Origin of the sequence: Raineyella sp. LH-20, from assembly GCF_033110965.1 — a bacterium.
GTDB lineage: Bacteria > Actinomycetota > Actinomycetes > Propionibacteriales > Propionibacteriaceae > Raineyella.
Map to the genome: position 1 here is coordinate 1,842,755 of NZ_CP137003.1, position 23,115 is coordinate 1,865,869.

Consider the following 23,115-nt stretch of genomic DNA (forward strand, 5'->3'; position numbering starts at 1 on the left):
CAGTGATGATCGACCGAGGGAGATGACGATGGGGGAGTTGGGCGTCCACGCGACGGCGATCCCGGGACTGCTGGTGATCGACCTGCAGGTGCATGGGGATGCCCGCGGCTGGTTCAAGGAGAACTGGCAGCGGGAGAAGATGACGGCGCTGGGCCTGCCGGACTTCGGGCCGGTGCAGAACAACGTGTCGTTCAATCCGCAGGTCGGGGTGACCCGCGGGATCCACGCCGAACCGTGGGACAAGCTGGTCTCGGTGGCCACCGGGCGGGCCTTCGGGGCGTGGGTCGACCTGCGCGAGGGCCCCTCCTTCGGGGCGGTGGCGACCGTCGAGTTGGGGCCGGAGACCGCGGTGTTCGTGCCGCGCGGGGTGGCCAACTCCTACCAGACCCTGGAGCCGGCCACCGCCTACTCCTACCTCGTCAACGACCACTGGAGCCCGCAGGCCCGCGCCTCGTACACGTACGTCAACCTGGCCGATCCACAGCTGGCGATCGCGTGGCCGATCCCGCTGGCCGAGTGCGAGATCTCCGACGCCGACCGGCGGCATCCGCTGCTGGCCGACGTGGTGGCGATGCCGCCGCGACGCACGCTGATCCTCGGTGCGAACGGCCAGCTCGGCCGGGCGCTGGCCGCGGTGCTGCCGACCGCCGAGGCGTGGGGGCGGGACCGGTTCGACGTCACCGACCCGGCGGCGTACGACGCGGTCCGCTGGCAGGACTACGACACGATCATCAACGCCGCCGCCTACACCAAGGTCGACGTCGCCGAGACGCCGCAAGGGCGTCGCGACGCCTGGGCCGCCAACGTCACCGCGGTCGGACGGCTGGCCCGGATCGCCACCGAGCACCGGCTGACGCTGGTGCACGTCTCGTCGGACTACGTCTTCGACGGCACCGCCGAGCTGCATGACGAGACCGAGGCGCCGAGCCCGCTCGGGGTGTACGGGCAGACCAAGGCCGCCGGTGACGCGCTGGTGGCGACCGTGCCGCGGCACTACCTCGTGCGGACCAGCTGGGTGATCGGCGACGGGCCCAACTTCGTCGCGACGATGGCCGGGTTGGCCGGCCGGGGGATCAGCCCGACGGTGGTCGACGACCAGTACGGCCGACTCACCTTCACCGATGAACTGGCCCGCGGCATCGCCCACCTGCTGGCCACCCGGCCGACGTACGGCACCTACAACCTCACCGGCGACGGGCCGGTGCAGTCCTGGGCCGACATCGCCGCCGAGGTGTACGCGCTGTGCGGCCGGGACCGGGCCGACGTCACCCCGGTCAGCACCGCCACCTACACCGCCGGCCGGCAGACGGCGCCCCGGCCGGAGCACAGCGCCCTGTCGTTAGAGCGGATCGGCGCGACAGGATTCGCGCCGCGGCCGGCCGAGGAGTCGCTGCGGTCCTACCTGGCCGGGTGGGCCGGGCTCGAATGATGGGTGCCCGCGGTGGGGCCGGAGATCCGTCCGAGGGGCCGGTCCCGATGCCGTCCGACGGGCCGGTCCCGATGCCGCCCGACGGGCCGGTGGGCCCGTCGCGGCGGGTCCGGCGCGGGCGACGGGCGGCACGTCATCGGCGGATCCGTACGGTCCTGGTGGTGGTCGGCGTCGGCGTGGTCCTGGTGGCCGTCTGGCTCGGTCTGTGCGACCGCTACATCGTCCACCCGCGGATCGACCCGGTCGGACCCGTCGACGCGATGTACGTCATCGGCCCGGCGGAGACCCGGTGGCCCGAGGCGCTGGCCCGGGGGGACGAGGGGGTGGCCCCGGTGTTCCTGGTCACCCGGTCGCTCGACGCGTCCGGACACTCCTACTTTCCCCCGGACTGCGGGGAGCAACGCGCCGGCTACGTCGTCACCTGCGTGACCCCGGTGCCGTACACCACCCGGGGCGAGGCGCGCGTGCTGGCGGCGCAGGTGCGCGAGCACGGCTGGACCCATGTCGCCGTCTTCACCAGCACCGGGCATGCCGCGCGTGCCCGGATGCTGATGGAGCGCTGCGTGCCGGCGCAGGTCAGCGTGTGGGACTACCCGCGCCACCAGACGCTCCTGGGCCGGCTGGGCGAGTTCGGCTATCAGTCCGCAGCCTGGCTGAAGGCCCAGATCATCCGGGATTGCTGACGCGGCTTGGGCCGCGGTGAGCGCGTGTGAGACAGTCGGCGCATGCGCGGAATCATCCTGGCGGGGGGCTCAGGGACGCGGCTGAACCCCATCACCCTCGGCATCAGCAAGCAGCTCGTACCGGTCTATGACAAGCCGATGATCTACTACCCGCTGTCGGCACTGATCTTCGCCGGCATCCGGGACATCCTGGTGATCACCACCCCGCACGACGCGCCGGGGTTCGAGCGGCTGCTCGGGGACGGTTCCCAGTACGGCGTCTCGATCACGTACGCCCAGCAGCCCGAGCCGAAGGGTCTGGCGCAGGCCTTCACCATCGGTGCGGACTTCATCGGTGCCGACCGGGTCTCGCTCGTGCTCGGCGACAACATCTTCTACGGGCCCGGTCTGGGCACTCGGCTGCAGCGCTTCGGTGACATCGAGGGTGCCGCGGTCTTCGCCTACTGGGTGGCCGACCCGACCGCGTACGGCGTGGTGGAGTTCGACGCCGACGGCCGGGCCCTGTCGATCGAGGAGAAGCCGGCCGCGCCGCGGTCCAACTACGCCGTGCCCGGCCTCTACTTCTACGACAACGATGTGGTCGAGATCGCCCGGTCGCTGCGGCCCTCCGCCCGCGGCGAGTACGAGATCTCCGACGTCAACAGCCACTACCTCGACCGGGGACGCCTCCAGGTCGAGGTGCTGCCGAGAGGCACCGCCTGGCTCGACACCGGCACCTTCGACTCCCTCCTCGACGCCTCCAACTACGTGCACACGCTCCAGAAACGCCAGGGACTCCAGGTCGGTTGCCCCGAGGAAGCGGCCTGGCGGATGGGATTCCTCAGCGACGATGAGTTGTGCGCCCGCGCGGAGCGACTGCGCAAGTCCGGATACGGCGATTACCTGCTCCAGCTGCTGCGCCGCGGGCACACCGGGGACTGACCACACGGGGACTGATCCGGAGCGCGGACTGATCCGGAGCGCGGCCGCCTCCGGTCCATCGAGGCCTGATCGGACTGGTGTTGCTGATCGGCCTGGTGTCCGATCGGCCTCGGGCCGACGGTCGCCTGCCCCCACCAGCCAGACGCACCCCGTAGTGCCCATTCGTTCGTGGACGGCCACGAACGAATGACTACAACGGGGTGCGTTTGTGGGAGACGCGTCCAGCGGCCGACATCCACACGACGCTGACACCGACACCGACACCGACACCGACCTCGGCCGACCGGCGACTAGGGTGGACGGAACATCAGCGCGGAAAGGCTGGGTCATGTCACGTGTCGATTCCTGGCTGTGGGCCGTACGCATCTACAAGACCCGCACGATGGCCAGCGATGCGTGCAAGGGCGGTCACGTCCGGGTCAACGGCAAGCCGGCGAAGCCCGCACAGGACGTCAAGCCCGGCGATCGCGTCCTGGTCCGCAGCCCTGGCTGGGACCGCGAGTTCGAGGTGGTCGAGCCGATCGTCAAGCGTGTCGGCGCGGCAATCGCCGCGAAGGCGTACGTCGACCACTCTCCTGAACGGCCTGCATACCTCTCTGCCCCGGTCGCCCGGCGGGATCGCGGCACCGGCCGGCCGACCAAGAAGGAACGGCGGGAGATCGACGCGTTGCGGGGACGGCCCTGACGGACACTCTCGCCCTGACGGCACTCTCGCCCTGAAGGAGACCCTCGCCCTGATGACCAGGCGTTGGGCCCCCGCGATGGTCCCGCGGATGACTATCCTTAGCCGTGCCTGTGAGCGCTTGCGCGGCGCGCAGAGCTGCGGATGACAGGATGACTGCGTGGACGACCGACCTGTGCGTTACCCAGGATTCTGGATCGACCGGACGGCGAAGGTGGCCCTGCCGCTGCTCGCCGGGCTGGTGTCCTGGTTCCTTCCGATGCTGTTCCAGGGCGGGTGGCCGCACGGCGGGATGGCCGACTTCGACATCTATGTGGAGGGGGCGCGGACGGCCTGGGCCGGCGGTCAGCTCTATCGGACCGGTCCGGATGCCTTCGTCTACCCGCCCGTCGCGGCGCTGCTGTTTCTGCCCTTCACCGTCGGGCCGCTGATCGTCTGGAAGCTGCTGTGGGCGCTGGCCGGGTGGGTCGGCATCATCGCCATCGTCCATCGCTTCGGCCTGCGCAGTTGGCCCGCCAGCGTCGTCGCGGCGGCCTGCATCACCACAGCGACCCCGGTCACTCTCGGCACCGACCTGGGCCAGATCGAGCTCATCCTCACCTGTCTGGTGATCCTCGACCTGGTGCCCGGTCCGCGGCTCTTCGGGCGCAAGCTGCTGCCGGTGCCGGACGGATGGCTGGTCGGGCTGATGACGGCGATCAAGCTCACCCCCGGGCTGTTCATCGTCCATCTGCTGATCAACCGCCGCTGGAAGCAGGCCATCACGGCGTCCGTCAGCGCCGCGGTGCTGACCGCGATCGGGTTCCTCGCCTATCCGCAGCTGTCGATCTTCTACTGGAAGCGACTGCTCGTCACCCGCTCGGTCGGCTTCGAGTCGGATCCCGTCTACATCGACAACCAGTCGTTCCAGGGCGCCGCGCTGCGGCTGTTCAAACTGTCGTCGCTCGGCTCCGAGGTCGGCACCCTGCTCTCCCTCGTCACCATCGTGGTCGGCCTCGCCGCGGCCTGGGTGCTGCTGCGGCGGGGTCACGAGGCCCCGGCGGTCGCGGTCATCGGCATCGCCACCGCCCTCGCCTCGCCGGTCTCGTGGACCCACCATTTCGTCTGGATCGTGCCGCTCGCGGTGGCACTGGCGACCCACTACCCGACCCGGCCGGTGGGCTTCTCCGGTGCGGTCTTCGTGCTCTGGGTGTGGATCGCGCCCTACCGGGTGCTCAAGGGCGGCGGGATGCTCGAGTTGGCCTACACCCGTCCCGAGGCGATCCTCAGTGCGATCACGCCGGTCCTCGGGCTCCTGCTGCTGATCGCCTCCTTGTTCGCCGGGTTCCGTCGGCGGGCCGCGCCCCGCCGGGGCGAGTCGACGGACGCGCAACCCGGGCGGGCCGAGCTTGCGGGGCAGACGTAACGGGTCGACCGGCCAGTCCGGCCAGTCCGGCCAGTCCGGCCGGCCGATCAGGTGGCGACGGTGAGCCGAATCTGACCCCTCGGTCCGGGCAGCGTCGGTGCCGCGGCGCCATTGCGTGGGTCGGCACGTACGACCTGCGCTGAGCCGCCAGATTCGGCTCACCGCTCCTGACCACCCGCCGTTCCTGACCACCCGCCGTTCCTGACCACCTGACCGCTCCTGCCCACCCGCCGTTCCTCGGCACGTCCGTTCCGTCGCCCCGGGTGGTGATGGAGCCGTGGGCTATGGTGTGCCACGTTGCTGGACACAGTCTTGTCACCGGGCCGATCCGGGTCACGATGACGAGCGTTCGGCCGGATCCGGGACGGACCGGAGTCGAGACAGCGGAGAGGTGAACTGTGGCGGGTCAGGAACTGGGGCACAGCCTGGTGATTGTGGAGTCACCGACCAAGGCCACCAAGATCCAGGGATACCTGGGGCCGGGCTATGTCGTGGAATCCAGCCGCGGCCACATCCGTGACCTACCCACCGGCGCCGCTGAGGTGCCGGCCAAGTACAAGGGTGAGAAGTGGGCCCGCACCGGCGTCGACATCGACGGCGGTTTCAATCCGCTGTACGTCGTCGCGGCGGACAAGAAGGCCACCCTGCGCGGCCTCAAGGAAGCCCTCAAGGGCGCCAAGGACGTCTATCTCGCCACTGACGGTGACCGCGAGGGGGAGGCGATCGCCTGGCACCTGCAGCAGGAACTCAAGCCCAAGGTGCCGGTCCGTCGAATGGTGTTCCACGAGATCACCGAGGACGCCATCAAGGACGCCGTTTCCCATCCGCGCGACATCGACACCGACCTCGTCGACGCCCAGGAGACCCGCCGCATCCTCGACCGGCTGTACGGCTACGAGGTCTCCCCGGTGCTGTGGAAGAAGGTCATGCCGCGGCTTTCCGCCGGCCGGGTGCAGTCGGTGGCGACCCGCCTGGTGGTCGACCGGGAACGGGAGCGGATCGCCTTCACCGCCGCCGGTTACTGGGACATCGAGGCCACCCTGGACGCCGGTGAGGGAGCCGAACCGCAACGGTTCCCGGCCCGGCTCAGCACGGTCGACGGCCTGCGGGTCGCCCAGGGCCGCGACTTCGACGCGAGCGGTCGGCTGCAGGCCGGTGTCAAGGGCCGGGGCGCGGCGGAGCAGCTGGTCCATCTCGACGAGGCGCGGGCCCGGGCGCTGGCCGCTGCCCTGGAGGCGACGCCGATGCTGGTCGCCGCGGTCGAGGCCAAGCCGTACGTCCGCCACCCGTACGCCCCCTTCCGGACCACCACCCTGCAGCAGGAGGCCGGCCGCAAGCTCGGCTTCACCGCGCAGCGCACGATGTCGGTCGCCCAGGAGCTCTACGAGGGTGGCTTCATCACCTACATGCGTACCGACTCCGTCGAGCTGTCCGGCGAGGCGATCCGGGCCGCCCGCACCCAGGCCACCAAGCTCTACGGCGCGGACTACGTGCCGCCGAAGCCACGGATCTACACCTCCAAGGTGAAGAACGCCCAGGAGGCGCACGAGGCCATCCGCCCGGCCGGCTCGACCTTCCGCACGCCGCGGGAGACCGGCCTGTCCGGCGACCGGTTCCGGCTCTACGAACTGATCTGGATGCGGACGGTCGCCTCCCAGATGACCGACGCCCGCGGCGAGTCGGTGGCGATCACGCTGACCAGCACCGCGACCACCGGTGAGGACTGCACCTTCGTCGCCCGCGGCCGGACGATCACCTTCCCCGGCTTCCTGCGGGCGTACGTCGAGTCCGTCGACGACGGGATGGCCGACGACTCGCAGCGCCGGCTGCCGCAGCTGGCCGAGGGGCGTACGGTCGACGTCGCCGCGCTCGAGCCGCAGGGCCATGAGACCAAGCCGCCGGCCCGCTACACCGAGCCCTCGCTGGTCGCGAAGCTGGAAGAGCTGGAGATCGGCCGGCCCTCGACGTACGCCTCGATCATCCGCACCATCACCAGCCGCGACTATGTGTTCAAGAAGGGCGCCGCGCTGGTGCCGACCTGGCTGGCGTTCGCCGTCACCCGGCTGTTGGAGGAGCACTTCACCAAGCTGGTCGACTACGACTTCACCGCCGAGATGGAGCAGGACCTCGACAAGATCGCCAACGGCGAGGCCGAGCGGCTCCAGGTGCTCAACGACTTCTATTGGGGCGGTGCGCCCGGCGTCGACCATCTCGACCATGCCGGGCTGCACGACCTGGTCAACCAGCTCGGCGACATCGACGCCCGGGCACTGTCGACCTTCCCGATCGGCGACATGGACTCCGGCATCGTTGTCCGCGTCGGCCGCTACGGGACCTACGTCGAGGAGGTCGCCACCGAGAAGCGGGCCAACGTCGCCGACGACCTGCCGCCGGACGAGCTGACCGCCGAGGTCGCCCGCGACCTGCTGGCCCGGCCGATGGGCGAGGAGCGGGCGCTCGGGCTGGACACCGGTTCCGGCCTGCCGATCGTCGCGAGGGCCGGCCGGTTCGGGCCGTACGTCGCCGAGGTGCTGCCCGACGACGCCGCCAAGGGCGCCAAGCCGCGGACTGCGTCGCTGTTCGCCTCGATGGATCTGCAGACGGTCACGCTGGAGGACGCGCTGCGGCTGCTGTCGCTGCCGCGTACGGTCGGGACGGCCGAGGACGGCACCGCGATCACCGCGCAGAACGGCCGCTACGGCCCCTACCTGAAGAAGGGCACCGACTCCCGGTCGCTGGGGTCGGAGGACCAGATCTTCAGCATCACCCTGGCCGAGGCGGAGGCGATCTACGCCCAGCCCAAGCAGCGTGGCCGGGCGGCGGCCAAGCCGCCGTTGAAGGAACTGGGGCCCGACCCGGTCTCCGGCAAGCCGATGGTGGTCAAGGACGGCCGGTTCGGACCGTACGTCACCGACGGGGAGACCAACGCCACGCTGCGCCGGACCGACGCACTGGAGACGCTGACCGCTGAGCGCGGCGCCGAGCTGCTCGCCGAGAAGCGGGCCAAGGGGCCGTCGACGCGGAAGACCGCCGCCAAGAAGACGACGGCGACGAAGACGACGAGCGCGAAGAAGACCGCGGCCAAGAAGGCTCCGGCCAAGAAGACGGCCGCTACGAAGGCGACGACCACGACGTCCGCCACGAAGACGGCGACGAAGAAGACGGCGACGAAGAAGACCACGGTGAAGGCGGCGGCCACCCGGTCCACCGCCGCGAAGACCGCCGCCAAGAAGACCACCGGGGGGACGGTGACCAAGAAGACCGCGACGGCGCCCACCGCGGATCCGGCGGGCGACTGAGCCGACCTTCCGGGTAAACCCCCTGTTTCGGGGGGATCGGCATCGCGTGGTCCTCGGACGCGATGCCGGGAGGCGGTGCAATAATGAGCGATCCCCGTTCGAGCCCGAAAGGCAGCACCGTGCGCCGCTACGAGATGCGTGACCTGGCCGCCGCGCCCCGCTTCGCGAACCCCGATCTGGACCTGGGCAACCCGGCGATGGTCAGTACCAAGCCGGCGGTGTGCGACCTGACCGTGCTCGACACCGCCGACCGTCGGCTGCTGCGGGCCGGGATCGTGCTCGCCCACCGGTCGACCGACGGGGTCGGGGAGTGGCTGATGGCCGCGCCGACCTGGGCCCCTCAGCTGCCGGCCGAGTACGTCGAGCCGATGACCTCCGGCGAGGTGCCGCAGCAGATCCGGATGTTGCTCGCACCGTTCCTGCGTCATGCGGCGTTGGCACCGGTCGGCACCCAGCACCGGACCCGGGCCACCTACCTGATCCGCACCGCCGAGCGCGAGCCGCTCGGCTCGGTGGTCGACGACGTCTTCACCGTCCGCCGCGACGGCTCTCTGGTCACCCGCTACCGCGAGGTGGACATCGACACCGGTGCCATGTCGCGCGACCAGACGGACTGGCTCGACGACGCCCTGCACAGCGTCGAGGCGGTCCGGGTGGAGCGGCATCTGTCCTTGCCCGCACGGTTCCGGGTGCTGATCGAGGACCCGACCGGCGACGACGCCGACGTCGCGCCGGTGGCCCTGGGCGCCGGCGGATCGGTGGGCGCGGACGCATCGATGGCGGAGATCGTCGCGCACTTCGTCGGCGAGGAGGCCCGCGACGTGCTGCTGGCCGACCTGAACGTCCGTTCTGGGCGCACCCGCAAGGTGCAGCCGCTGGTGCGTGGTCTGCGGGCCTTCGCGGATGCCCTGCCGGTGCTCGCCCCGGTGGTGGAGCCGGGGCACCTCGACGACCTGGTGGCGGCACTGGATGCCGCCGCGGACCAGCTGGACGGCGCCTTCGGGGCCGACCAGCAGCGGGTGCTCAACGGCGAGGAATACCTGGGCATCTACGAGCGGATCGACGCCCTGCGGACGCCCCCGCTGGCCGAGGGGATCGGCCTGCGCCCGGCCCGCGAGGAGATCGGACAGATGGTCGAGGCAGCCACCCGGCGGATGCTGTCGGCCGGCGGAGCCGCCCCGGACGCCGCCGACGACGGCGGCTGGCACGCCGCCGCGGTTGCCGCCGACCTGCTGGTGTCGACCGCCGAGCTCGCCTCGTTGCTGGCCCCCAAGCAGGCCAAGCGACTCCGCGACCGGGCCCGGGACCTCTACGACGAGCTGATCGGCTGCGACAACGAGGAGCTCGAGGCGTTGCGTACGTCGCTGGAGGGCGCCTCGGTGGAGGAGGCCTTCGGCATCGGCCGACAGTACGCCGATCTGGCCGAGAGCCGGTCGGTGGCCCGCGCCGAGTTCGTCGCACACTGGGGCAAGAGCGGGCGCAAGGTGCGGCGGGCCGGTCTCGACCTGCTGGCGCTGCTCGGTGTCGACGCCCCGAACGCGCTGGACACCGCCCCTCCGACAGCGGACGCGGACGGAACGGCGGGTGACCGGACGACAGGTGACCGGACGACGGGGGATGCCCCCGCCGCGTCGGCCACCGAACTGGAGGGCGAGGTGGCGGATGAGTGAGCCGCGGGGTCTGTTCATCGTCTTCGAGGGCGGCGACGGGGTGGGCAAGACCACCCAGGGCGCGCTGCTGGCCCGGCACCTGACCGATCTCGGGCACGAGGTGGTGATGACCCGCGAGCCGGGTGACACGGCGGCGGGCGCGGTGATCCGTCGACTGCTGCTGGATCCGGCGACGGGCGATCTCGACCCGCGTGCTGAGGCCCTGCTCTATGCCGCGGACAAGGCCCAACACCTCGCCGAGGTCGTCCGTCCCGCGCTCGCCCGGGGGGCGATGGTGGTGTGTGATCGCTACATCGACTCGATGCTGGCCTACCAGGGCGCCGGGCGGGTGCTCGACATGACCGAGGTCGCCAGGATCGCCGGCTGGGCCACCTCCGGGCTGCGGCCGGACCTGACGGTGCTGCTCGACCTCGATCCGAGCGAAGCGGTCGGCCGGATCGCCGAGAAGGACCGGCTCGAGGGGGCCGGAGACGACTTCCACCGCCGGGTGCGCGAGCAGTTCCTCGGGCTCGCCGAGACCGCCCCGGATCGCTACCTGGTGCTGCCCGCCCGCCACGACCGGACGGCGATCGCGGGCCGGGTCGCGGCGGCGGTCGACGCCCTGCTCACCCGGATGTCTGCCGAACACGGCACACTGGCCCCGTGACGATGACCACCGGCCGCACCACCCCCGCGGCCGACCAGGGGGTGTGGGCCGACCTGGTCGGCCAGTCGACGGCGGTCGAGGTGCTGCGCCGTGCCGTCTCCGGCGCCGCCCACGCGATGACCCACGCCTGGCTGATCACCGGTCCGCCCGGTTCGGGACGGTCCAATGCGGCACGCGCGTTCGCGGCCGCCCTCCAGTGCCCCGACGGCGGCTGCGGCGTCTGCAAGGCGTGTCGTACGTCGCTGTCCGGCGCCCACCCGGACGTCACCCTGATCCGCACCGAGAAGCTGAGCATCGGCGTGAAGGAGGTACGGGACTACGCCCTCCGCTCGATGATGGCTCCCACGGTGGGCCGCTGGCAGGTGGTGGTCGTCGAGGATGCCGATCGGATCACCGAGGCCGGGGCCAACGCCCTGCTGAAGAGCGTCGAGGAGCCCGCCCCGGGCACCGTGTGGATCCTCTGCGCGCCCACCCCGGACGACGTCATTCCGACCATCCGGTCGCGGACCCGGGGCCTGACCCTGACCACTCCGAGGGTGCGCGACGTCGCCGCGTTGCTGGAACGTCGTGACGGGATCGATCCTGCCACCGCCGATGCCGCCGCCCGGGCGGCCCAGGGCCACATCGGCCGGGCCCGGCACCTGGCCCGCGACGAGGCGGCCCGACAGCGGCGCCGCGACGTGCTGCGGATCCCCAGCCAGCTCGGCAACATCGGTGCCTGCCTGCGGGCTGCGGCGACTCTCGTGTCGGCCGCCCAGGCCGAGGCGACCGACCAGACCGCCGAGGTGGAGGCGCAGGAGCGGGCGGAGCTGGAGCAGGCGCTCGGTGTGGGCACCCGAGGGGCCCGGCCCCGCAACGCGGCGGTCGCCCTCAAGGAGCTCGAGGACGAGCAGAAGCTGCGGGTCAAGCGCCTGCAACGCGATGCCATCGACCGCGCCCTCACCGAGCTCACCACCTGGTATCGCGACGTGCTCAGCGTGCAGCTGGGCACCGGCGCCGACCTGGTCAACGTGGAGCTCGCGGATGCGGTGGCGGCGGAGGCGGCGCGCGCCACACCGGATCGTACGATCGCGCGGATCGACGCCATCCTGGCCTGCCGGGAGGCACTCGCCGGGAACGTGGCCCCCCAGCTCGCTGTGGAGTCGATGCTGGTCGGGCTCGGCGCGGACGAGCCGGTGGACTGACCGGCCCGGACGGGCGAGGTGGGGATGACGCGGGCGCGCTGCCGACGCGGGGATGGCGCCGCCGCACGGGCGAGGCGGGAATGTGGCTCGGAGCGGCTGCAGAGTCGGCTCGGGGTGGCGACACTCCCGGCGGGCTCCCGGATCGCGGGCCGCTCAGCGATCAGAATGGCTTGAGTGTTCCCCGACCCTGAGGACGTGAGCCGTGACTACTCGTGACTTCGACGAGGCCGACGACGCCGGTGCCGACGTCGACCGTCCCGAGACGTTCGGCGCTGGTGAGAACGAGCCGACGGTGACCCGGATCTCCCGCGCCGATCTCCGCCGCTACACCGATCGACTGGCCGATGAGGCGGGCTCGCAGTCACCGCAGGACCGTCCGCTCCCGCCGCTCTCCGGCGACGTCGCGAAGGGCGTCTTCGGTGGTGAGGCCGAGGACGAGGACGACGATGTCACGCCGACGACCGTCGCGTCCCCGCCGTTGGTGACCCGTCGGCCGGCGGCGACGACGCCGACGGAACGTACGACTCCCGTGGCGGGTGAGGTTGCGGCAGAACGGCCTGCTCCGGCTGTGCCGACGGCTCCGGCAGAACGGCCTGCTCCGGCTGTGCCGACGACGCCGGCAGAACGGCCGACTCCCGTGGAGCGTACGGCGCGGGTCGAACGTACGACGCCGGCCGAGCGCAAGGCCCCGGTGGAGGCGACGATGCCGGTTGAGCGTACGACCCTCGGGGAACGCATGGCGCGGGCCGAGCGGCCTGATTCGGTGGAGCAGCCGACCCAGGTGCAACGGACGGTCCCGCTGCGGCCGCCGACGGCGGCGCCGCCCGTGGATCCGCAGAGCGGAGTCACGCCGCCGTCCGTACGCTACGACGACCCGGTGGATGATGAGTCCGTCGACGAGGCGGCGCTGTTGGCCGAGCGTCGCGCGGACCGGGATCGGGCGCTCGGCAAGCGCCGCCCCCAGCCGGCACCGATGGCGGTTCCGACCCCGCCGTCGACCGCGCTCGACCGGACCACCGACCGCTTCCCGGTGGCACTTGCCATGTTCCTGCTGCGTCTGGCGGTGGCGGCCGTGCTGGGCATCCGTGGCGCACAGCAACTGATGGACATCCCCGGCACGATCGCGACGTTCGCCGGGACGGCGCTGCCGTACCCGGAGATCTTCGCCTGGGCGACCGCGTCGGCGTCCGTCCTGATCGCCGTGGCATTGGTCTTCGGCCTCGCCACTCGGGTCGCCGGCCTGGGCACGATGCTGATCGGGGTCGGTGCGCTGGTCTTCGTGTACTGGTGGAAGAGCCCCTTCGAGGCGGGGATGCCCGGCTTCCACGGTGAGACCGAACTGTTGCTCGCCGTGCTCGGCCTGCTCCTCCTTCTGGCCGGAGGTGGGAGCTGGGGGATCGACGCGGCGGTCCGCAAGGGACGGCTGCAGCGCAAGGCGGACAGGTACGACGCCGAGCTGATCTGACCCCGGCCTGATCTGATCCCGGTCCTGATCTGGGGCCCGATCTGATCGTGGGCTGCCGCCCCCTCGTCCCGCCGCGTTAGGCTGGCGGGGTGCAGCAGGTGATGGCGGTCACGTTCGAGAAGCACGGTCAGCTCCACTACGTGGATCCGGCCGGGCACCGGGTGTCCGTGGGTGACCACGTGATGGTGCCGACCGGCGAGGGGCCGGAGGTGGCTCTGTGTGTCTGGGCGCCGGAGGGTGTCCAGGCGGCCGACTTCGGTGAGCTGCCGTCCTGCCTGGGGCCGGCCACCGACGCTGATCTGGCGAGGGACAAGGCGAATCGTCGGTTCCGGGCGCAGGCCCGCATCATCGTCAATCGCCTCGTCCGCGAGCAGGAGCTGCCGATGAAGGTGATCGGCATCGACTACCTCGACCGCTCCACAGAGTTCGATCGACAGGTCGTCGTCTACTTCACCGCTCCCCACCGGGTCGACTTCCGACAACTCGTCCGTGACCTGGCCAAGACCCTCCAGGCCCGCATCGACCTGCGCCAGATCGGCGCGCGCGACGCGACCCGGGTCACCGGCGGCATCGGCAACTGCGGCCGTGACCTGTGCTGCTCCACGCACCTCAGCCGTTTCGAACCTGTCGGCCTGCGGCTCGCCAGGGACCAGGACCTGCCGTCCAACCCGTTGCGGGTGCAGGGTGCGTGCGGGCGGTTGATGTGTTGCCTCAAGTACGAGCACCCGCTCTACCAGGACTTCGTCAAGAAGGCACCCAAGGTCGGCTCGAGGGTTCGTACGCCCGACGGCGAGGGCCGGGTGATCGGCCACTCCGTCCCCTCGGAGTCCGTCGTGGTGCGGGTCGACGGCACCGGCGAGGTGACCCGCTGTCCCCAGGCCGAGGTCTGCCCCGCTCGGCGTGCGTACGACTCGCGGGGCAAGGACTAAGTGGTTGTCATCCACGAGGTGGGCCGTCAACGCGGTGGAGACACGCGGCGTCGTCGTGGGCGGGTGAGCGTGGCGCCCAGGAGTGCTGCGATTGGAGCTCTGCTGCGGGGGTCGCTATAGTTGTCGCTTGTCCGCCCGGGCCTTTCCCGGCGCGGTCGGCCACCTTAGCTCAGTAGGTAGAGCGACGCTCTCGTAAAGCGTAGGTCACCGGTTCGATCCCGGTAGGTGGCTCCATCAGGTCCCGTGGGGTGACGTCGTGGCCCGCGGCGCTGTCGCTTCGCGGAGCATGTCGCATGGCGGACCGCGCACATCACTGTCGGGGCCACACACCACCTTCGGGGCCGCACACCTCACTGTCGCCATCCGCTCACGACTGCGCGGTCGGCTCGGTGGCGTGCCCGGTGCCCCCTCGTTTCCCCACAGTTCAGCGATTTCCCCACGGCGGCGATCTGCTCGATCTACTCTTGAAACAGCCGCGAACTGTGACAGGAGTCACAGTCGCGACTTTGTGTCACCAAGGGGGAACCGTGATGCAGACCGTACGACATCGGGTCGGTGTCTTCGCGGCCGTCGTGTTGCTCGGGGCGGCAGGGGCGCTGGGTGGTGGCGTCGCCCGCGGCGCGCCCTCCGCATCGGCACCTGCTGCGCCGACGAGTTCCGCGCCGATCGAAGCGAACGCGACCGCAACACCGACCGGTGGGGCATCGGCATCCCCGTCCCCGACCTCTGCGGGTGCTGAGGCGATCGCCGCCAAGGCGGCCGCCGATGCATCGGTCGTCGGATCCGCGGTGTCGCCGGTGCGGTGCGACCTGGTGCGGGGTGGCTGCGTGCAGACCTATCAGTACGCCACGATCTACTGGTCGTCGACGACCGGCGCCCACTGGGTGCGCGGCGGGATCATGACGAAGTGGGTCGCCCTGGGGGCGGAGAACGGCGAGCTCGGATACCCGCTGTCGGACGAGATCTGCGGGCTCGCCCGGGGCGGATGCCGTGCCGAGTTCGAGAACGGGACCCTGTTCTGGTCGGCCCCGACCGAGGCGCACTGGGTGCGCGGCGCGATCCGGGCGAAGTGGGAGAGCGAAGGTGCCCAGAACGGGTTCCTCGGGTATCCGACGTCCGACGAGTACTGCGGCCTGATCCAGTCCGGCTGCGGCAACGGTTTCGAGGGCGGCCTGATCTACTGGACCTCGCCGATCGGCGCCCACTGGGTCCGCGGCGCGATCTCCGCGGCCTGGGGCAGGGCCCAGGGCGAGGACGGGCCGCTGGGCTATCCGCTCACCGACGAGATCTGTGGGCTCGCCCGGGGAGGATGCCTGCAGACGTTCCAGGACGCGACGATGTACTGGTCGCCGCCGACCGATGCGCACTGGGTGCGTGGCGCGATCCTGAAGAAGTGGGGCACCGAGGGCTGGGAGGGCGGATTCCTTGGTTATCCGACCTCGGACGAGTACTGCGGTTTGGCCCAAGGTGGGTGTGGCCATCATTTCGAGGGTGGTCTGATCTATTGGTCGCCGTCGACCGATGCGCATTGGATCTTGGGGGAGATCAGCAAGGAGTGGGGCCGGAACGCCTGGGAGGGCGGCCGGTACGGCTACCCGACCTCCGATGAGATGTGCCGCACCGGCAGCGGCGGCGGCACGCTCTGCCGGCAGACGTTCCAGGGTGGCCTGATCAAGTGGCGCAACGACCTCGGCATCATCGACTGCGGTCGCCTGAAGTGCATCGCGCTGACCTTCGACGACGGCCCCAGCCAGTACACCAGCAGGCTGGTCGACATCCTGGACGCCAACAACGTCAACGCGACCTTCTTCGTGGTCGGTCAGAACGTCGGCAACTATCCGTCGACACTGCGCCGTTCGTACGTCAACGGCAACGAGATCATGAACCACAGCTGGAGCCACCCTCAGCTGACCACGCTCAGCGCTTCGGGTGTGTCGTCCGAACTGTCGCGTACGTCCGACGCCATCGAGTCCGTCATCGGCGTACGACCGACCCTGATGCGCCCGCCGTACGGCTCGTACAACTCGACGGTCACCTCGATCGCCGGCCAGCAGGGCATGGCCGTGATCCTGTGGAACAACGACACGCTCGACTGGCAGAGTCGCAACACCGCGTCGGTGATCTCGCGGGCCACCGGCAGTGCGACACCCGGCGGCATCATCCTGATGCACGACCTCTACCCGACGACGGTGGACGCGGTGCCCTCGATCATCAGCAACCTCAGGTCCCGGGGCTACGCGATGGTGTCGGTCTCCGACGTCATCGGCGATCCCCAGCCAGGACGGGTGTACAGCCGACGCCCCTGAGAAGACGCTGAGCGACGGGCTCAGGGGCCGACCGTTTGGATCCCTTTGCTGTGCGGACAGCGCCGGGACCTGTGCCCTACGCTGAGGCCTGTCGCCAGACAGTGGCTTAGGTCACATGGTGGAAGTGTCGCAAAGGGGGTTGTGATGCGTTGTCTCAGTCGTCGCCGCGTCAGTCGTCGCGCCGGTGCGTTCCTTGCTGCGGCCCTGTTGGGGACAGTGCTGGGCCTGGGCGGCGGCATCGCCCGCGGCGCGCCGCCGACATCGGCCCCCGCTCCGCTCGAACCGACAGCGACCGCGTCTCCGTCCCCGGTGGACGCTGCGACACCTGCCCCGTCCTCGCCGGCCGCGGCGGCCCCGACCTCGGCCGCCACGACGACCGCGCCGCCGGCCGGCCCGTCGCCGGCTGTGACCGGTCCGTCCGCGAGCAGTCCACCGGCGACCGCCCAGGCCGCACCGTCGCCGTCGGCCACCACCTCGACTCCGCCACCGTCCGGTGCCGCCGCGATCGCCGCCAAGGCCGCCGCCGATGCGTCCGTCGTGGGAGATGCGGTGTCGCCGGTGCGGTGCGATCTGGTGCGGGGCGGCTGCCTGCAGACCTATCAGTACGCCACGATCTACTGGTCGTCGACGACCGGAGCCCACTGGGTGCGCGGCGGCATCCTGAAGAAATGGGGCACCCTGGCCTGGGAAGGCGGCATCCTCGGGTATCCGCTCACCGACGAGATCTGTGGACTGGGCAGCGGCGGGTGTCGTACGGACTTCGAGAACGGAACGATCGCCTGGTCGCCGACGACCGACGCGCACTGGATGAAGGTCGAGACGCAAACGGCCTGGGACGGTGCGCGCGGGGCGGACGGGTTCCTCGGGTTCCCGACGTCCGACGAGTACTGCGGTCTGATCCAGTCCGGCTGCGGCAGCCACTTCGAGGGCGGCCTGATCTACTGGTCGTCGGCGACCGGCGCCCACTGGATCCGGGGTGCGATCTCCGCGGCCTGGGGACGAGCACAGTGGGAAGGTGGGCCGCTGGGCTATCCGTTGACCGACGAGATCTGTGGGCTCGGCCGGGGCGGATGCCGGCAGACGTTCCAGGGGGCGACGATGTACTGGTCGCCGCCGACCGACGCGCACTGGGTCCGGGGCGCCATCCGCGCCAAGTGGGAGAGCATCGGGGGAGAGGACGGCTTCCTCGGCTATCCGACCTCGGACGAGTACTGCGGTCTGGCTCAAGGTGGGTGTGGCCATCATTTCGAGGGTGGTCTGATCTATTGGTCGCCGTCGACCGATGCGCATTGGATCCTGGGGGAGATCAGCAAGGAGTGGGGTCGGAACGCCTGGGAGGGTGGTCGGTACGGCTATCCGACGTCCGATGAGATGTGCCGCACCGGCAGCGGTGGCGGCACGCTGTGTCGGCAGACGTTCCAGGGTGGTCTGATCAAGTGGCGCAACGACCTCGGCATCATCGACTGCGGTCGCCTGAAGTGCATCGGGATGACTTTCGACGACGGCCCCAGCCAGTACACCAGCAGGCTGGTCGACATCCTGGACGCCAACAACGTCAACGCGACCTTCTTCGTGGTCGGCCAGAACGTGGTGAACTTCGCGGCGACCACACAGCGGTCCTTCGCCAACGGCAACGAGATCATGAATCACAGCTGGGACCATCCCGACCTGGTCACCCTCGGGCCGAGCGACATCGCGAGCGAGCTGTCGCGGACCTCGGATGCCATCGAGTCCATCGTCGGCGTACGACCGGTCCTGATGCGCCCGCCGTACGGCTCGTACAACTCGACGGTCACCTCGCTCGCCGGCCACCAGGGCATGGCTGTGGTCCTGTGGAACGTGGAGACCTCCGACTGGGACGTCCAGGTCACCGCCAAGGTGATCGACAACGCGACCTCCCGGGCTCAGCCGGGCGGTCTGATCCTGATGCACGACCTCTACCCGACCACGGTGGATGCCGTGCCCAGCATCATCACGACGCTCAAGGCCAAGGGGTACGCCCTGGTCACCGCGTCCGATGTGCTCGGCTCCACCGCACCCGGGCAGGTGTACGTCGGCCGACCGTGACCGGCAGGCACGTACGGAACACAGGACGGTCTGTCCCCGCCCGAGAGGCGTGGGGACAGACCGTCGTTGTGTGCCTGTGTGCCTGTGTGCCTGTGTGCCTGTGTGCCGGTGTGCCGGTGTGCCGGTGTGCCGGTGTGCCGAGATGTCGGTGTGTCGCGTCACCGTCCGGCGGGTGTGGTCAGCGTGCCGGGTCCGGCGCCGCCGGACGGGCCGTGGTCAGCGCAGGCCGAGCTTCGAGGAGCATGCGGGCCAAGCACCCCAGCCCTGGGAGGCCTGCACGCGCTGGGCGACGGCGATCTGCTCGGCGCGGCTGGCGGTGCTCGCCGAGCCGGTGCCGCCGTACGCGGACCACGTCGAGGGGGTGAACTGGAGCCCGCCCGAGAAGCCGTTGCCGGTGTTGATCGACCAGTTGCCGCCGGATTCGCACTGGGCGAGCCGGTCCCACACGGTGGACCCCGAGGCGGCGGCCTGGGTCGTCGAGCCGGAGCGGGTCGCCGCCGTGGCCTTCGTAGTCGAGGCTGACGCCTTCGTGGTCGAGGTCGAGGACTTCTTGGCCGTGGTCGTCTTCGCACTGGACCCGGTGGAGATCACCGACGTGGTGGCGGGGGTCAGGTAGCGGCTCGCCACCCAGCGGTGCTTGCCCTGGTAGCTGATCTGGGTCCAGTGCTCGGTCTTCGCGCCGGTCAGGGTGACCCGGGTCCCCTTCGGCAAGGTGGTCAGCCGCTGGTTGTCGAGCGAGGGGCCGGTGCGGACGTTCAGATTGACCGTCGTGCGCGCGGTGCGGATGGTCGTCGTGGTGCTGCGCCCGGTCGCACTCGACGAGGCTGTGGCGGTCCCGGTCGACGAGGATGTCGTGCTGACCTGGGAGGACCTGGTCTGCGCCGGTGCGGCGTGGGCGGTGGCTGCCGGCACGCCGAGGGCGAGCGCGGACAGCCCCACCAGCGCACCGAGGGTGCGGGTCATCGTCTTGCTGGTCATGTTCCTCCCGGAGATCCGGATAGGGGACGTACGAACGGACCCGACCCTAGGTAAAGATCACGAGAAGATAAAGACGTGGTTACGGAAAGGTAACGGTTTGATGGTGTCGTGAGACGTGAAAACCCCGGCGGACCGTGGATCCGCCGGGGTTCCTGTGAAAATGCGTCAGTGTCCCGCCAGGCGACCCTTGACCATGCCGGCGACGGCGCCACCGTCGAAGCGGCCGGCGATCCGAGCGTTGACCGCCTTCATGATGGCGCCCATCTGCTTCATCGTCGGCGCTGCCCCGGTCTCCGCCTCGATCGTGGCGAATTCCGCATCGATCAACGCGCCGACCTCCTCGGGGGTGAGCGGCTGGGGCAGGTAGGCCTGCAGGATCTCCGCCTCGGCGGTCTCCTTGTCCACCAGGTCCTCGCGGCCCGCCTGGGCGTACGTCTCGGCGGAATCGCGCCGCTGACGCACCTCCTTGGCGATCAGCTTCTGCTCCTCGTCGGCGGTCAGCTCGTGGGCGGAGCCCTCCACCTCGGCGTTCATGATCGCGGCCAGGGCCATCCGGATCGTGCCCAGCCGCTGCTGGTCGTGTTCCTTCATGGCGGCCTTCATGTCGGCGCGCAGCCGGTCCTTGAGTTCTGCCATCGTCTGCTTCTTCCTTCGTGGCGTCCGGTGTACCCCTCATCCTGTCACGCCATGCGTCGCGGCCCGCGCGGCGTCACCGGACGGATCGTACGTACGGAAAGGAGTAGGAGGAGCGGGGCGTTGCGGGTGAGGCGTACGGGCGGGGCCCCCGGCGCCACGGCGACATCGGGTGTTCATTCGGCGTTCATCGGACCGGGAGGATCGGTTCACCGGGAGAGTCGACATCGCGTTCACCAGGGGAGGAAGGCTTCTCCGGGCGGCGCGGATCCGTGGCAGAGGTGGGTTATCGTGGGGCGAGCGGCCGGTGGACAGTGAGTGACCGGCGGAGACAGGGAGGCGTTGTGAAAGTTCTGGTCCTCGGCGGCGATGGATTCTGTGGGTGGCCGACCGCGCTGCACCTGTCCGACAGGGGCGACGACGTCGTCATCGTCGACAACCTGTCGCGCCGTGCCATCGACCAGGAGTTGGGCGCCCAGTCGCTGACCCCGATCGCCACCGTCGGTGATCGCCTCACGGCGTGGCACGAGGTGACCGGCAAGGACATCCGATTCCGCAACGTCGACCTCGCCCAGGACTACGCGGGTGTGCTGGCGCTGCTGGCGTCCGAGCGCCCCGACGCCGTGGTCCACTTCGCCGAGCAGCGCTCCGCCCCGTACTCGATGAAGGACTCCGGGCACAAGCGCTACACCGTCGACAACAACGTCAACGCGACGCACAACCTGCTCGCCGCGGTCGTCGAGTCCGGGCTGGACATCCACATCGTGCACCTGGGCACGATGGGCGTGTACGGCTACGGCACCGCCGGGATGGAGATCCCCGAGGGCTACCTCGACATCCAGATCCCGCGCAAGGACGGCGGCGAGCCGGTCGAGCAGCAGATCCTCTACCCGACGAACCCGGGGTCGGTCTACCACATGACCAAGACCCTCGACCAGTTGCTCTTCGCCTACTACGTGAAGAACGACCGGCTGCGGGTCACCGACCTGCACCAGGGCATCGTCTGGGGCACCAACACCCCGGAGACCACCCGCGACGAGCGTCTGGTCAACCGCTTCGACTACGACGGCGACTACGGCACCGTGCTCAACCGCTTCCTGATGCAGGCTGCGGTCGGCTACCCGCTGACCGTGCACGGCACCGGCGGCCAGACGCGTGCCTTCATCCACATCGTCGACACCACCAAGTGTGTCGCGATGGCCCTCGACAACCCGCCGGCCGCCGGCGACCGGGTGAAGATCATCAACCAGCAGGCGGAGACCCTGCGGGTGCGCGACCTGGCGAAGAAGGTCGCCGGGATGACCGGTGCCGAGCTCGCCCTCGTGCCCGATCCCCGCAAGGAGGATCAGGAGAACGAGCTGCGGGTGGCGCACGACACCTTCCTCTCGTACGGCTGGCAGCCGATCATGCTGGACGACGGGCTGATGATGGAGGTCACCGACATCGCCCGCCGCTACTGCGACCGCTACGACCGGTCGAAGATCCCGGCCCGTTCGCTGTGGACCAAGGACCAGCGGGCCGGGGTGCCGGAGGGCTACGAGGCGGATCCGTCGATCGGCGAGGGGGTCGGTCGCTCCGGCGGACAGGGAGCCGGCGCCCAGGCCTGACCGGATCGGCCCATCGCCGTGCGCATCGCCATCTTCACCGAGGTCTTCCTGCCGAAGATCGACGGCGTCGTCACCCGACTCGTCCGGACGATCGAGCAGCTGCGGGCCCTCGATCAGGAGGTCGTGATCTTCTCCCCTGGCTCGGACCTGGAGGAGTTCTGCGGCTATCCGGTGGTCCGGGTGCGTTCGGCGCGGCTGCGCCCGTGGTATCCGGAGATCCACGTCGGCCTGCCGACGCCGCGGATCGCCCGGACGCTGGAGGATTTCACCCCCGATGTCGTGCACGCCGTCAACCCGGTGGCGTTGGCGGCGTACGGGGTGCTCTCCGGCAAGCGGCGCAACATCCCGCTGCTGGCGTCGTTCCACACCGACCTGCCGAAGTACACCGAGGCGATGGACCTCGGCTTCCTGCAGAGCTTCGCCAAGAGCTACATCGGCGGTCTGCACAACCTGGCCGACATGAACCTCTGCACCTCCCCGCAGATGGTCCAGGCGGCACGGGAGATCGGCATCCGCCGGGTCCGGCTGTGGCCGAAGGCGGTGGACACGGTCACCTACCACCCGGACAAGCGCAGCGCCGCGATGCGGGCTCGACTCACCGGCGGCCATCCCGAGCAGCCGTTGGTCGTGTACGTCGGTCGGGTGGCCCCGGAGAAGAAGCTCGAGGTGCTGCGCCGTGCGCTGGACCGGATGCCCGGCGTACGCCTCGCCATCGTCGGGTCGGGACCGGCCCGTACGCAGTTGGAGAAGGACTTCGCCGGCACGCCGACGGTCTTCACCGGCTACCTGAGCGGTGACGACCTGGCGGCGGCGTACGCCTCGGCCGATGTGTTCGCCTTCCCGTCGACCACCGAGACCCTCGGGCTGGTCGCGCTGGAGTCGATGGCCAGCGGGGTGCCGGTGGTCGGGGCTCGGGCCGGCGGCATCCCGGACGTCATCGCGGACGGGGAGAACGGGTTCCTGTTCGCCCCCGGGGACGCCCAGGAGCTCGCCGACCAGGTGATGCTGCTGGTGAACGACCCGGACCTGCGGCACCGCTTCGCGCTGGCCGGGCGGGCCGAGACCGAGAAGTGGGGCTGGCGGGCCGCCACCGAACGCCTGCTGGACTACTACCAGCACGCCCAGGAAGTGCACTGGCGGGCCTGGCGGAACCGCCAGTACACCGACTGATCGACTGATCGGGCGGCGTCAGCCGAACGTCCAGTGCCGTC

The 23,115-nt window shown here is 70.3% G+C and carries 17 protein-coding genes and 1 tRNA gene; 16 read left to right on the forward strand and 2 right to left on the reverse strand.

Annotated features, from left to right (window positions below; genetic code table 11):
* The first annotated feature begins 28 nt into the window (after positions 1–28).
* From R0146_RS07925 to R0146_RS07990, 14 genes are all read left to right on the forward strand, one after another.
* Positions 29–1,429 carry a sugar nucleotide-binding protein gene (locus tag R0146_RS07925; protein ID WP_317688423.1) on the forward strand — a complete coding sequence of 467 codons (1,401 nt, stop codon included), beginning with the start codon at positions 29–31 and terminating at the stop codon, positions 1,427–1,429.
* A 47-nt stretch (positions 1,430–1,476) separates the two neighbouring features.
* Entirely contained in the window at positions 1,477–2,112 is a 636-nt protein-coding gene (locus R0146_RS07930; protein WP_317688425.1) for an ElyC/SanA/YdcF family protein, read from the forward strand.
* A 42-nt stretch (positions 2,113–2,154) separates the two neighbouring features.
* Positions 2,155–3,033: a glucose-1-phosphate thymidylyltransferase RfbA gene (rfbA, locus tag R0146_RS07935; protein WP_317688427.1), complete on the forward strand. Its 879-nt coding sequence runs from the start codon at positions 2,155–2,157 to the stop codon at positions 3,031–3,033.
* A gap of 328 nt (positions 3,034–3,361) precedes the next feature.
* Positions 3,362–3,718: an Hsp15 family ribosome-associated heat shock protein gene (locus R0146_RS07940; RefSeq protein ID WP_317688429.1), complete on the forward strand. Its 357-nt coding sequence runs from the start codon at positions 3,362–3,364 to the stop codon at positions 3,716–3,718.
* Between the two features lie 157 nt (positions 3,719–3,875).
* Positions 3,876–5,120, forward strand: a complete 1,245-nt coding sequence (locus tag R0146_RS07945) for a glycosyltransferase family 87 protein (RefSeq protein ID WP_317688432.1) — start codon at positions 3,876–3,878, stop codon at positions 5,118–5,120.
* 413 nt (positions 5,121–5,533) lie between these two features.
* Complete coding sequence (gene topA, locus R0146_RS07950; RefSeq protein ID WP_317692350.1) at positions 5,534–8,419, forward strand: type I DNA topoisomerase; 2,886 nt, start codon at positions 5,534–5,536, stop codon at positions 8,417–8,419.
* Positions 8,420–8,502: 83 nt separating this feature from the next.
* The gene (locus R0146_RS07955; RefSeq protein WP_317688435.1) at positions 8,503–10,089 is read left to right on the forward strand and encodes a CHAD domain-containing protein; all 1,587 of its coding nucleotides are present in this window, start codon (positions 8,503–8,505) and stop codon (positions 10,087–10,089) included.
* The gene (gene tmk, locus R0146_RS07960) at positions 10,082–10,735 is read left to right on the forward strand and encodes a dTMP kinase (RefSeq protein ID WP_317688439.1); all 654 of its coding nucleotides are present in this window, start codon (positions 10,082–10,084) and stop codon (positions 10,733–10,735) included. Before R0146_RS07955 ends, tmk begins: the two co-directional genes overlap by 8 nt.
* Positions 10,736–10,737: 2 nt before the next feature.
* The gene (locus R0146_RS07965) at positions 10,738–11,919 is read left to right on the forward strand and encodes a DNA polymerase III subunit delta' (protein WP_317692351.1); all 1,182 of its coding nucleotides are present in this window, start codon (positions 10,738–10,740) and stop codon (positions 11,917–11,919) included.
* A 202-nt stretch (positions 11,920–12,121) separates the two neighbouring features.
* Positions 12,122–13,384 (forward strand): DoxX family membrane protein, encoded by a 1,263-nt coding sequence (locus R0146_RS07970; RefSeq protein ID WP_317688441.1) that lies wholly within the window; start codon positions 12,122–12,124, stop codon positions 13,382–13,384.
* A gap of 89 nt (positions 13,385–13,473) precedes the next feature.
* A complete protein-coding gene (locus R0146_RS07975) occupies positions 13,474–14,313 on the forward strand; it encodes a PSP1 domain-containing protein (protein ID WP_317688445.1) in 840 nt (279 codons plus the stop codon).
* A 158-nt stretch (positions 14,314–14,471) separates the two neighbouring features.
* Positions 14,472–14,547: transfer RNA gene (locus tag R0146_RS07980), tRNA-Thr, on the forward strand.
* Positions 14,548–14,843: 296 nt separating this feature from the next.
* Positions 14,844–16,619 carry a polysaccharide deacetylase family protein gene (locus R0146_RS07985; protein WP_317688448.1) on the forward strand — a complete coding sequence of 592 codons (1,776 nt, stop codon included), beginning with the start codon at positions 14,844–14,846 and terminating at the stop codon, positions 16,617–16,619.
* Positions 16,620–16,763: 144 nt separating this feature from the next.
* Positions 16,764–18,686 carry a polysaccharide deacetylase family protein gene (locus R0146_RS07990; RefSeq protein ID WP_317688450.1) on the forward strand — a complete coding sequence of 641 codons (1,923 nt, stop codon included), beginning with the start codon at positions 16,764–16,766 and terminating at the stop codon, positions 18,684–18,686.
* Between the two features lie 216 nt (positions 18,687–18,902).
* Here the strand turns inward: R0146_RS07990 and R0146_RS07995 are convergent, their stop codons facing one another.
* Positions 18,903–19,664, reverse strand: coding sequence for a transglycosylase family protein (locus R0146_RS07995; RefSeq protein WP_317688452.1), 762 nt, complete (start codon positions 19,662–19,664; stop codon positions 18,903–18,905).
* 165 nt (positions 19,665–19,829) lie between these two features.
* A complete protein-coding gene (locus R0146_RS08000; protein WP_317688454.1) occupies positions 19,830–20,300 on the reverse strand; it encodes a GatB/YqeY domain-containing protein in 471 nt (156 codons plus the stop codon).
* A gap of 341 nt (positions 20,301–20,641) precedes the next feature.
* Between R0146_RS08000 and R0146_RS08005 the strand changes: the two genes are divergently transcribed.
* Both R0146_RS08005 and R0146_RS08010 read left to right on the forward strand, forming a co-directional pair.
* Entirely contained in the window at positions 20,642–21,904 is a 1,263-nt protein-coding gene (locus R0146_RS08005) for an NAD-dependent epimerase/dehydratase family protein (RefSeq protein ID WP_317688456.1), read from the forward strand.
* A gap of 18 nt (positions 21,905–21,922) precedes the next feature.
* Positions 21,923–23,074, forward strand: coding sequence for a glycosyltransferase (locus R0146_RS08010; protein ID WP_317688459.1), 1,152 nt, complete (start codon positions 21,923–21,925; stop codon positions 23,072–23,074).
* The last annotated feature ends 41 nt before the right edge of the window (positions 23,075–23,115 follow it).

What these genes read in the sequence shown, in the direction of transcription:
- R0146_RS07965 (WP_317692351.1), top strand. Translation starts at nt 10,738, where the DNA reads ATGACCACCGGCCGCACCACCCCCGCGGCCGACCAGGGGGTGTGGGCC.
- R0146_RS07995 (WP_317688452.1), bottom strand. Translation starts at nt 19,664, where the DNA reads ATGACCAGCAAGACGATGACCCGCACCCTCGGTGCGCTGGTGGGGCTG.
- R0146_RS07985 (WP_317688448.1), top strand. Translation starts at nt 14,844, where the DNA reads ATGCAGACCGTACGACATCGGGTCGGTGTCTTCGCGGCCGTCGTGTTG.
- tmk (WP_317688439.1), top strand. Translation starts at nt 10,082, where the DNA reads ATGAGTGAGCCGCGGGGTCTGTTCATCGTCTTCGAGGGCGGCGACGGG.
- R0146_RS07930 (WP_317688425.1), top strand. Translation starts at nt 1,477, where the DNA reads ATGCCGTCCGACGGGCCGGTCCCGATGCCGCCCGACGGGCCGGTGGGC.
- R0146_RS07925 (WP_317688423.1), top strand. Translation starts at nt 29, where the DNA reads ATGGGGGAGTTGGGCGTCCACGCGACGGCGATCCCGGGACTGCTGGTG.
- R0146_RS07990 (WP_317688450.1), top strand. Translation starts at nt 16,764, where the DNA reads ATGCGTTGTCTCAGTCGTCGCCGCGTCAGTCGTCGCGCCGGTGCGTTC.
- rfbA (WP_317688427.1), top strand. Translation starts at nt 2,155, where the DNA reads ATGCGCGGAATCATCCTGGCGGGGGGCTCAGGGACGCGGCTGAACCCC.
- R0146_RS08000 (WP_317688454.1), bottom strand. Translation starts at nt 20,300, where the DNA reads ATGGCAGAACTCAAGGACCGGCTGCGCGCCGACATGAAGGCCGCCATG.
- R0146_RS07940 (WP_317688429.1), top strand. Translation starts at nt 3,362, where the DNA reads ATGTCACGTGTCGATTCCTGGCTGTGGGCCGTACGCATCTACAAGACC.
- R0146_RS07955 (WP_317688435.1), top strand. Translation starts at nt 8,503, where the DNA reads ATGAGCGATCCCCGTTCGAGCCCGAAAGGCAGCACCGTGCGCCGCTAC.